11 protein-coding genes and 1 pseudogene are annotated in these 9,677 nt (G+C 39.9%); 11 read left to right on the forward strand and 1 reads right to left on the reverse strand.

Going from position 1 to position 9,677, the window contains the following annotated elements; translation table 11 throughout:
* Positions 1-8 precede the first annotated feature (8 nt).
* From rlmD to CARFE_RS0110720, 4 genes are all read left to right on the forward strand, one after another.
* Positions 9-1,355 (forward strand): 23S rRNA (uracil(1939)-C(5))-methyltransferase RlmD, encoded by a 1,347-nt coding sequence (gene rlmD, locus CARFE_RS0110710; RefSeq protein WP_028052761.1) that lies wholly within the window; start codon positions 9-11, stop codon positions 1,353-1,355.
* Between the two features lie 91 nt (positions 1,356-1,446).
* Positions 1,447-2,226, forward strand: a complete 780-nt coding sequence (locus CARFE_RS16750; RefSeq protein WP_051250284.1) for an EAL and HDOD domain-containing protein — start codon at positions 1,447-1,449, stop codon at positions 2,224-2,226.
* Between the two features lie 5 nt (positions 2,227-2,231).
* Complete coding sequence (locus CARFE_RS16755; protein WP_161625138.1) at positions 2,232-2,669, forward strand: EAL and HDOD domain-containing protein; 438 nt, start codon at positions 2,232-2,234, stop codon at positions 2,667-2,669.
* Positions 2,669-3,694 (forward strand): aldo/keto reductase, encoded by a 1,026-nt coding sequence (locus CARFE_RS0110720; RefSeq protein ID WP_028052762.1) that lies wholly within the window; start codon positions 2,669-2,671, stop codon positions 3,692-3,694. The genes CARFE_RS16755 and CARFE_RS0110720 overlap by 1 nt, the downstream gene beginning before the upstream one ends.
* Here CARFE_RS0110720 and CARFE_RS0110725 read toward each other — a convergent pair.
* Positions 3,660-4,565 (reverse strand): RluA family pseudouridine synthase, encoded by a 906-nt coding sequence (locus CARFE_RS0110725; protein ID WP_051250286.1) that lies wholly within the window; start codon positions 4,563-4,565, stop codon positions 3,660-3,662. The two genes, CARFE_RS0110720 and CARFE_RS0110725, sit on opposite strands and share 35 nt — an antisense overlap.
* A gap of 151 nt (positions 4,566-4,716) precedes the next feature.
* Here CARFE_RS0110725 and CARFE_RS0110730 point away from each other — a divergent pair, with 151 nt between their 5' ends.
* The 7 genes and pseudogenes from CARFE_RS0110730 (at position 4,717) to CARFE_RS16860 (ending at position 9,643) form a co-directional block, all read left to right on the forward strand.
* Positions 4,717-4,905: a ferredoxin gene (locus tag CARFE_RS0110730; RefSeq protein WP_011344042.1), complete on the forward strand. Its 189-nt coding sequence runs from the start codon at positions 4,717-4,719 to the stop codon at positions 4,903-4,905.
* Positions 4,906-4,992: 87 nt separating this feature from the next.
* Positions 4,993-5,190, forward strand: a complete 198-nt coding sequence (locus CARFE_RS16205; RefSeq protein ID WP_154652761.1) for a hypothetical protein — start codon at positions 4,993-4,995, stop codon at positions 5,188-5,190.
* A complete protein-coding gene (gene nth, locus CARFE_RS0110735) occupies positions 5,168-5,800 on the forward strand; it encodes an endonuclease III (protein ID WP_028052764.1) in 633 nt (210 codons plus the stop codon). Before CARFE_RS16205 ends, nth begins: the two co-directional genes overlap by 23 nt.
* Positions 5,793-6,254 carry a tRNA (uridine(34)/cytosine(34)/5-carboxymethylaminomethyluridine(34)-2'-O)-methyltransferase TrmL gene (gene trmL, locus CARFE_RS0110740; protein WP_028052765.1) on the forward strand — a complete coding sequence of 154 codons (462 nt, stop codon included), beginning with the start codon at positions 5,793-5,795 and terminating at the stop codon, positions 6,252-6,254. Before nth ends, trmL begins: the two co-directional genes overlap by 8 nt.
* A 13-nt stretch (positions 6,255-6,267) precedes the next feature.
* On the forward strand, positions 6,268-6,864 hold the full coding sequence (locus tag CARFE_RS0110745; protein WP_154652762.1) for a DUF6305 family protein: 597 nt from the start codon (positions 6,268-6,270) through the stop codon (positions 6,862-6,864).
* 10 nt (positions 6,865-6,874) lie between these two features.
* A complete protein-coding gene (locus CARFE_RS0110750) occupies positions 6,875-8,236 on the forward strand; it encodes a sensor histidine kinase (protein WP_028052767.1) in 1,362 nt (453 codons plus the stop codon).
* 66 nt (positions 8,237-8,302) lie between these two features.
* Positions 8,303-9,643: pseudogene (locus tag CARFE_RS16860) on the forward strand (IS200/IS605 family accessory protein TnpB-related protein).
* Positions 9,644-9,677: the final 34 nt, after the last annotated feature.

The raw sequence follows: 9,677 nt of genomic DNA on the forward strand, positions 1-9,677 counted from the left end.
GAGGATTTATGGAAGAAATTTTAGAAATAATTGACCTTACCGAAGAAGGACTGGGTATTGGGAAAAAAGAAAAGCGGGTTTACTTTGTTTCGGGGGATGTCACCGTTGGTGATGTGGTCAAAGTAAAAGTTACCGGCGAAAAAAGAGGCGTTATTCTGGGAGAGGCTCTGGAAATTTTAACTAATTCTCCTTACCGGGATGTTCCCAGGTGTTCCCATTTTGGTCACTGCGGAGGTTGCAGTTTACAAAACCTTGATTACGAGCAGCAGTTAGTACTTAAAAAAACAAAAGTTTATAATATTATGAAAAAAATAGGCCGGATAGATGCTCCTATCAACTCTGTTCTGCCTAATTTTGCTTTTTACCGCTACCGTCAAAAAGTGCATTTCACTTTTGGAAGTAGCCAGAATAAATTAGCTATTGGTTATTTTGACCGAAAAAATAACTGGTTTCCTGTAACCGATTGTCTGATTGCCGATAAAAGCTTAGTTGAGGTGGCTCATTATGTTACTGAAATATTAGATGCTTTTAAGCTTAAAGCTTACTTTAACGATGCTGGAGTTCTACGGCATTTGGTGGTTCGTAAGTCATCAACTACCGGTGAAATCCAGGTAGTGGTAACAGCCGTAAAATTAAATTTTAACGTAAAAGAAATTGCTGCGAAAATTCTTTTAAACCCTGAAATCCAGACGCTAACTTTTCATGAAAACCCCAAAAAAACCCGGGAAGTCTTTGGTAAAGGGACAACCGTTACTTTTGGTACCCGGTATATTACCGAAGAACTATTAGGGATTAGCTATAGGCTAACTCCTCTTTCCTTTTTTCAAATAAATCCGGTGCAGGCGGAAAAGATATACCGCATTGCCTTAGATTATCTTGATTTGGGAAAAACCGATATGGTTTTTGACGGCTATTCGGGAGTAGGATCCCTGACCTTACCGGCTGCCCGAATTGCCGCAAACGTTGTAGGAGTGGAAGAAATTAGGGATGCGGTTGAGGTGGCCAGGACCAATGCTAAACTAAACGGTATAGCGAATGTTAATTTTTTTGCCGGAAAAGTGGAAGAAAAACTTCCCTGGCTTTTAAAGAAAGGTTATCGTTTTAATAAAATTATCCTGGATCCTCCCCGGGAGGGAGTAAAAAAAGAGGTTTTAGAGGAGATAATAAAGCATGGTGCGGAGCGGATTGTTTATGTTTCATGCAATCCTGCAACCCAGGCCCGGGATTTAGAGATTCTGGCGGAAGCCGGCTATTACCCGGTGGAAATAACACCGGTGGATATGTTTTCGCAGACGATGCATGTGGAGACAGTAGCTTTAATTAAAAAAAGGAATAGCTATTACCTACCTTCTTGAAATCACAAAAAATTTTCCAGGTAAGTTTTTTAATTAATGGTAAAATAATAGTAAATAATGCTTTTAACGCGCAACCAGGAGATGGCTGGGAATGAAAGTTTTTGTTGCCCGACAACCAATATTTGACAAAAAAGAAAAAGTTGTGGCGTACGAATTACTATACCGCAGCGGTAAAATAAATCACTTTGATGGTTCTAATGGGGATAGGGCAACGGCTTCAGTTATCATTAATAGTTTATTTCGAATTGGGCTTGAAAATTTAACTAACGGAAAGTTAGCTTTTATTAATTTTACCGAAAATTTATTAAAAGAGGGAATTCCCCTAATTTTTAACAAAAATTTGCTGGTGGTCGAAATTTTAGAGGATATAACTCCCGATAAAGAGTTACTTCAAGCTTTGCGGTTTTTAAAAGGAAAAGGGTTTAAAATAGCTTTGGATGATTTTATCTTTAATTTGGGGAATACCCCTGATGAGCTGTTAAATATGGCCGATATTATCAAAGTGGATTTTTTAGCAAATTCTCTGAAAGACAGAAAAACAATACCTCAAAAATTTAGAAACAAAAAAATTGAATTTTTGGCGGAAAAGGTGGAAACAAAGGAAGAGTATGAAGAGGCCATTAAAGCCGGTTATAGCTTCTTTCAGGGGTATTTTTTTAGTAAACCGGAAATTGTTTCAGGAAAAGACATTTCCGCTTCAAAATTAACTTACATGCAGATTTTAAATGAATTAAACAAGCGGGAACCGAATTTTGATTATATTGCGGAGCTTATTGAAGCAAATGTATCCTTAACTTATGAACTATTACGTTTGGTAAATTCGGCTGTTTTTTTACAATTGAACGTATTACTTCGGTTAAACAGGCGCTAATCCGCTTGGGCATCGAGGAAACACGAAAATGGGTTAGCTTAATGGTCATAAGTGATTTGGGTAAAGGTAAGTCCGATGAACTACTTACAACTTCATTAATCCGGGCAAAATTTGGCGAGCTTTTAGCCGAGAAAGCGGGCCTTGGCAGCAGAAAAGACGAAGCTTTTTTAATGGGGATGTTTTCTTTAATCGATGTTTTGCTTCAGAGGCCCCTCGGGGAAATCTTAAATCAATTGCCGTTAGCTCAGGATTTAATGGATGCTTTATTAACCGGAGCAGGTCAAATGGGGGATATATTTCAACTGATTTTAGCATACGAAAAAGGTGACTGGGAAAAAATGACTTCGATTACGCAAAAACTTAAAATGAATGTTACAGCCGTTCCCGATTGTTATCTAAAAGCCCTTGCCTGGACAAACAAACTGAGAAAGGGGATGAAATAATGGAATACAGAGTTCTTGGTAAGAGTGGGCTAAAAGTTAGTCGCTTGGGATTTGGCGGCATTCCCATTCAGCGTAAAAATATCCGGGAGGTACGGCCGGTTCTGGATGTCTTAAAAGAGGGGGGAGTTAATTTTATTGACTCTGCCCGGGCGTATACGGTAAGTGAAGGTTTTATCGGGGAGGCAATTAAACATGATCGCAAAGACTGGATAGTGGCAACTAAGTCAATGGCCAGAACGTATTCCGACATGGCCCGGGATATTGATATATCATTGTCCGAACTTCAAACCGATTATATTGATATTTATCAGCTACATAATATCAAAAGCGAGGAAGAGATGGACAAGGTTTTAGCACCCGGTGGGGCTTTGGAAGCTTTGGTGGAGGCCAAAAAAGCGGGAAAAATTCGGGCTATTGGGGTTACCACCCATAATAAAGATTTATTAAAAAAGCTTTTAGCTGCTTATGACTTTGAAACGATGATGTTACCGTTAAATTTGGTGGAAACCGATAAAGAAGATGCGTTTATTCATGCTCAAGAATTAGGGGTTGGCACCATTGCTATGAAGCCTTTAGCCGGGGGCTTTTTTGGTGAAAACCGGGAGTTTCCGGCGGATGTGGCTCTTTATTATTTAAAAAACTTTTCTGCCGTTGATGTTGTTCTGGTTGGGATGGCGGAAGTAAACGAAGCCCGGCAAAACCTTGACATATTTAATTCGGAAGTGGATTTAGCGGCGAAGATGGAAGCTTTAAAAGAAAAAGCTTCCTTTGCTGCCCGGGAGTTTTGTCGCCGCTGTGGCTACTGCCAGCCCTGTCCGGTGGGGATTGGCATTCCTACAATTTTTGTGTTAGAAACTTATTACGACCGCTACGGCCTTCCTGGCTGGGCAAAGGAACGCTACAAAAATCTAACGGTTAAAGCCGATGCCTGTCAGGAGTGTGGCCTTTGCGAAACACGCTGTCCTTATGGACTTCCTATTAGACGGAAACTTAAAGAAGTTCACCGGAAGCTTTCTTTAAAGTAATTAGGGCTTCTTTAAAATCTCGAGGAAGAGGAGCGTATAAACTAATCGTTTTCTTTGTTATGGGGTGCGGGAAGGAAATATGGTAAAGGTGCAATGCCTGGCGCTCAATAAGGCCCATTTTGCCCCCATATAAATCGTCTCCTGCTAACGGGTGACCAATTGCAGCAAAATGAGCCCGGATTTGGTGGGTTCTTCCGGTTAAGAGTTCTACTTTTAAAAGGGTGTGGGTAGGGAAAGCCTTTACTGTTTGATATTTGGTACAGGCGGGCTGGCCACCGGGAACTACAGCCCTTTTAATAATGCTTCCTTCTAAAAGCCCCAGGGGAAGGTTAATGATTCCACTTTTATCTGCCAGGTGGCCTTCAATTAAAGCCAGATAAATCTTGTTAATTTGCCTTTTTCTTAAGGAATTGTTTAACATTTCGGCGATGAGACTAAACTTGGCAATTAACATTGGACCGGAAGTATTCCGGTCCAGGCGATAGATTGGATAAAAACCCTCAAAAATCCTACCTTTATCCCGATAATAAGAAAGGGTAAGCTCCTGCATTGAGGGTGCAAGGTGATTTTTTACCGGATGGGCTAAAACCCCTGCCGGTTTATCAATTACAATAAGGTAATCATCTTCATATAGAACTTTTACCGGTGCTTTTTGGCTTTGAACCGCAGGTGGTAAGGTGTGGGGAAGTTTTATTACAACTTCTCCGGGAGTGGTAAGATGAGAATTTAACGGGACCGGTTTATTATTAAAAAATACTGCATTTTGAAGTTTTAATTTTCGTAACTGCCGTTTACTTAAACCGTGGCTTTTTAAAAACTGAAAAACTGTTTTTCCAATATACTCCTGGTTTACCGGCAAGGTTATTTCCATAACAACCCCTCGTTGAAGCATAATTTTTCTTTTTATTTTTCCGGCTGAAAATTTAGTTGTCAAGCTTGAAAGTTGCCGAATAGATGTTGTAGAATAAAGTAAGCTTTAAATTTACATACTATATTTGAATTTGCAGAAAGGGGTGTAATGAATGCGCGTAACTGTCGACCAAGATTTGTGTGTAAGCTGTGGTTTTTGCGTTGACAACTGTCCGGAAGTATTTTCCTGGAATGATGAGGGTAAATCCCAGGCGATTGCCGGCGAAGTTCCGGAAGATGTTGAGGAAGCAACCCGGGAATGCATAGAAGGTTGCCCGACCGAAGCAATTAAAGAAATTTAAAAGAATCAGGCGAAAGCCACCCCGGTGGGGGTGGTTTTTTATTTTAACTTTTTTTGATAAGATAAAGATGATACGGGGGTGAGGGTTTTGAAAATAATTGTTTGTGACCGGTGTAAAACCACCCATACGGAGGGCCTTGTTTGTAAACATTGCGATACGGCCTATTGTTATGATTGTTTGGATTTGTTTCCTAACGGCATAAAGTTTTGTCAAACCTGCGGTGAATTTATTTGCGATGAATGTTATGAGGGAATGGTGGAGTGTGACCGGAAAAAAAGCACATAAAATTGCTGCAGAGTTAGAAAAACTTTTTCCCGTGGCAAAAACGGAGTTAAATTTCCAAAATATTTTTCAGCTGCTTGTGGCCGTGGTGTTATCGGCGCAAAGTACCGACCGGCAGGTAAATAAGGTAACGGAAAAACTTTTTTTATTTGTAAAGGAGCCCAGGGATTTATTAGATATGGGAGAAGAGGAGTTATCCAGGCAAATTCGTTCTTTAGGTTTATACCGGAATAAAGCGAGAAATTTAATTAAAATTGCTGAAATCTTGGACAGGGAGTATCAAGGTCAAGTACCTGATAGTTTTGCTGAACTGCTTAAACTTCCGGGGGTTGGACCGAAAACTGCGGAGGTTATTGTAGGAGTTGGTTTTAATAAACCTTCCTTTCCGGTGGATACCCATGTTTTCAGGGTAGCCCGGCGTCTTGGGTTATCGAAAGCCAGAAAGCCGGAAGGCGTATCTTTAGATTTGAAAAAAATTTTTCCTCAAAATAGCTGGATAGACTTACACCATCGCTTAATTTTATTCGGAAGAAGAATATGCAAGGCCCAAAAGCCAAACTGCAATATCTGTCCTTTTCCGGAATTTTGCCAAAAGGAGGAGTCAAATGTTTAACGTTGTATTGGTGGAACCGGAAATACCTTATAATACCGGAAATATTGCTCGCACCTGTGCTGCTACCGGTTCAACCCTCCATCTGGTTAAACCACTGGGTTTTTCCACTGAAGATAAATACTTAAAAAGAGCAGGGCTGGATTACTGGGACAAAGTAAGGGTAATTTACCACGAAAACTTTCAGGAACTGAGGGAAAAATACCCGGAGGGTCGTTTTTTCTACCTTTCGACTAAAGGAAAACGTTATTACCATGAGGTAAGCTATAAGCCTGGGGATTTTTTAGTGTTTGGGAAAGAGACCCAGGGACTGCCGCAGGAGCTTTTAGAAGCCAATAAAGAATTTACCTTTCGTATACCAATGTTGCCCCAAATAAGGTCGTTAAATTTATCAAATACCGTTGCCATTGTGGTTTACGAAGCTTTGCGTCAATTGCAGTTTCCAGATTTTGTTTAAGGTGAATTTTATGGTGAAAAAAGCTAAAATGCGCCTTTGGCTGATGTTGGGCTTAACTTTTTGGGTATTGGCCTCCTGGTTTATTTTAAATATCATCCATTTTAAAAGCTCAAGCAGCACCGCGGGATTTTCCAGTCTTCCAAGACCGATAGGACGGGAACCGGTACTGGTAACCACCATAGGGCAGGGTATCGATGGTCTGTTGGTGAGTGAGTATTTTCGTGATTTGCATGCCTTTACCACCTTTCGACAGAAGGCCGATGTGGACGATTTACGTGATATGCATACTCTTGTTTTGGTTGTTGGTACCGAATTTTCAACCGATCAAGGGGTGTATAAACAATTTCAAGAAGAGTTAGCCCGAGAACAGAGGTTAATAGCTAAAGCCAAACAGCTTAAAATTCCGATTGTATTGGTCTGTTTAAGAAATTACCATAACCAAAACCGTTATGATCGGGCTTTATTTGCTAAAGCTCTTTTGGCAAGCGATTATGTGCTTTTAGTTGGGAACCGGGCAATGGATGGGCTTGTTAATGGATACAACGGATATTACACCAGGGTATTACGCTTTCGCGATTTAAAAGTACCATTAAATAGTATTTTAAGGTAACGGTGGGAAAATGAAGCAAAAAATTATAAAAAAAATATTTTTAGTAACTTTGATCGTTGCTGCCATTCTTTTACCCCATGAAGCCACCACTTTGGCACGGTTAACCGACCGTTTTATCATCGATAGTGTTTGGGAAGGACAGAGCTCAAAAGTATTTCAAGCGGTGTTAATAGGTACGGGTTATTATTTAATGCGGGATATAGGAGCTTTAATTTTCATTTTTTATTTTTTTGAAACGGTAAATAATCTAAAACCAATCTTAAAAACCTTTTTATCTTTCTTACTTTTAATTTCCTTTTACGGTTATTTATACTATAAATTTCAAATAGGCGATTTTGTTTTTGGTATTTTAATTGGATGCGTCCTGTTTTTTTTATTTTCCGGTTTAAAAACCCCGGAAAATATTTTTTGGAGCAAAAGCTTTTTAGTCCTGCAAGTTCTTCTGGCTTTTTCCTGGTTGAAATACTCCCCGTTTATAAATAAATTTTTCTATAGCTTTGGCACTCCGGCGGAAGAGGTAAGCTTGGTTGCCCAGTTTTACGGAGCCGATACGGCGTTAAATTGGATAACGGTGATTATGTTTTTTATAATTATGATGACGGCTTTAATTTCTACGTTTTTAATATCCATCTACTCCACCCAAATGGAAATCATATCTCGCCAGAAAGAAAATGAACTGGAAGTAGAAAGGTACCGGCTCCAGGTCCAAGAAGCCCGGGTTTTTCAGGAACTTCACAGTTTAGTTCATGACTTAAAAACACCTTTAATGACGATTCAGGGGTTAAGTTCTTTAATTGGCTTAATGGTAGATTCTCCAAAATTACAAGAATATGTCCAAAAAATTGAACAGGCAGTGGAAAATGTCAATAAAATGATTTCGGAAATCCTCTACGATGATGTTCGAAAAACGATTACCGTTGAAGAATTAATTAATTACGTGCGCGCTCATGTTTTTCCCAAGTATACCGGGCAGGGTATCTTTTTTGAGCTTTTGGACCAAAAGGAAAAGTTATTGATAAACCACATTCGGGTTGCCCGGTCCCTGATTAACGTTATCGAAAATGCCTTTGCCGCCACTGCCAATAAACCCGATGGAAGGGTTACCATAAAAACATATAAACAGGGGAATTACATCTGCTTTGAAATTGCCGATAATGGGGTCGGAATACCTCCGGAAATACAAGAGGAAATTTGGACCTGGGGATTTAGTTTAAAGGAAAAAAAGTCGGGACTGGGATTGCCCTTTGTTAAAAGAGTGGTGGAAAACCATAACGGTTATATTCAGCTTCACTCGGAAGTAAATAAAGGAACTACGGTAAAAATATTTTTACCATTGGAGGGAGCAACAGTTAAGCCAAATAATGCAGAATAGTGCAATAATACTTACTCTGCAAGGGATAAAGTTTAATTGTAAAAAATCGTAAATGTGGTGAAAGCCGTGAAGCAAATCATACCAATCCAGGCGAGGTTATTCCCAAAGACAGAGGAGAAAGAAGTATTAGATAACTTAATGCGAAAGTGGAACTCCTGTAAGAGATATGCCTATAACCGGTTGCTTGAAGGAAAAGCTCGAAAAGAACTGAAGAAAGAACTGCAAAGCCTCTTTGGATTGAATTCCAGATACGCAGACGATGCTATTCTTGAAGCTAACGAAATTTTGCATAGTATCAAAGAACTTGGAGAAAACCCACGCAAGGTTATCTTTGGCGGGAAAGCCTTGTTTTTCAAGCTAAAAAGCAAACATTTAAGCAGTTAGCAAAGGCAAAAGTACAAAAAAGAATGGTTAGATAAACGCAAAGGAACTCTTTTCTCCAGAGGGGATAAAACCAAGCAGGGAAATTTAAATTTAAGAGTTATCGAAGAAAAAGGTCAATTTTTTCTAAGGATAAATACAGGCAGCAGAGAATGGTTGTTCGTCCAGTTTAAAAGTTCTCATAAAAAATGGGGAAAGTTTGCAGAAGCAATGCTAAATTCCTGTCCTTACAGCGTTCGTTTGCAGAGGAAAAACAATAAATACTATGTTTACATTTCTTTTGAAGAAGACCTACCTTGTGCATCGATAGATTTCAGCAATGGAGCTATCGGGATAGACTTAAATGCTTTCCCGTCCCACATAGCTTGGGCTGAAATAAAGAAAAACGGCAATTTAGAAAGCTATGGAGAAATCCCCACACCACATCTCTGGGATGGAAGAAAAGAGAAAAGTGATTACTTTGCATGGGTATATGCCAACGAAATTGTAAAATTAGCCATTGAGAAAAACAAAGGCATCGTAGTAGAAAAGTTAGCGATAAAAGACAAAGGTTATCGGGGAGATTACAAGGGAAGAAAATCCAGAAGGATAAAGCACGGTTTTAGCTATCGAAAGCTTATTGCCAGAATAAAGATACTTGCAAAAAGGTACGGTGTAGCCATAAGAGAAGTAAGTCCGGTTTATACAAGCGTGATAGGAATGCTAAAGTACGCACCGCAGTTTAATTTAACTAAAGATACAGCAGCAGCTTATGTGATAGCACGAAGAGGATTGGCTTTAAGGGAGAAAATTCCCTTGAAGTATAGAGAGCTTTTGNAAAGCCTGCAAAGCAAGTCACGGTCGGTATCTTCAGTAACCGAAGGAAGGAATGAAGGTACTGCGGTAAAGGGGAAAACCTTACCGTACAAACCGTGGCGAGTTTTGCGGGTAGCCCTCCTGACGGGAGCTCTCCTGGACAGGCCATTATATCGTGACCTGTCACCGCTGAAGAGGATGCTCGTAAGCGGTATGGGAGAAGGTGGCTGAAGGCCACGGTGAGTTCCTGCTTCTTGGGGCAGGG

This window comes from Carboxydothermus ferrireducens DSM 11255 (genome assembly GCF_000427565.1).
In the GTDB taxonomy this organism is placed as follows: domain Bacteria; phylum Bacillota; class Z-2901; order Carboxydothermales; family Carboxydothermaceae; genus Carboxydothermus; species Carboxydothermus hydrogenoformans.

Coding starts and splice junctions, on each gene's coding strand:
- rlmD (WP_028052761.1), top strand. CDS start 9: ATGGAAGAAATTTTAGAAATAATTGACCTTACCGAAGAAGGACTGGGT.
- CARFE_RS16750 (WP_051250284.1), top strand. CDS start 1,447: ATGAAAGTTTTTGTTGCCCGACAACCAATATTTGACAAAAAAGAAAAA.
- CARFE_RS0110720 (WP_028052762.1), top strand. CDS start 2,669: ATGGAATACAGAGTTCTTGGTAAGAGTGGGCTAAAAGTTAGTCGCTTG.
- CARFE_RS0110725 (WP_051250286.1), bottom strand. CDS start 4,565: ATGGAAATAACCTTGCCGGTAAACCAGGAGTATATTGGAAAAACAGTT.
- CARFE_RS0110730 (WP_011344042.1), top strand. CDS start 4,717: ATGCGCGTAACTGTCGACCAAGATTTGTGTGTAAGCTGTGGTTTTTGC.
- trmL (WP_028052765.1), top strand. CDS start 5,793: ATGTTTAACGTTGTATTGGTGGAACCGGAAATACCTTATAATACCGGA.
- CARFE_RS0110750 (WP_028052767.1), top strand. CDS start 6,875: ATGAAGCAAAAAATTATAAAAAAAATATTTTTAGTAACTTTGATCGTT.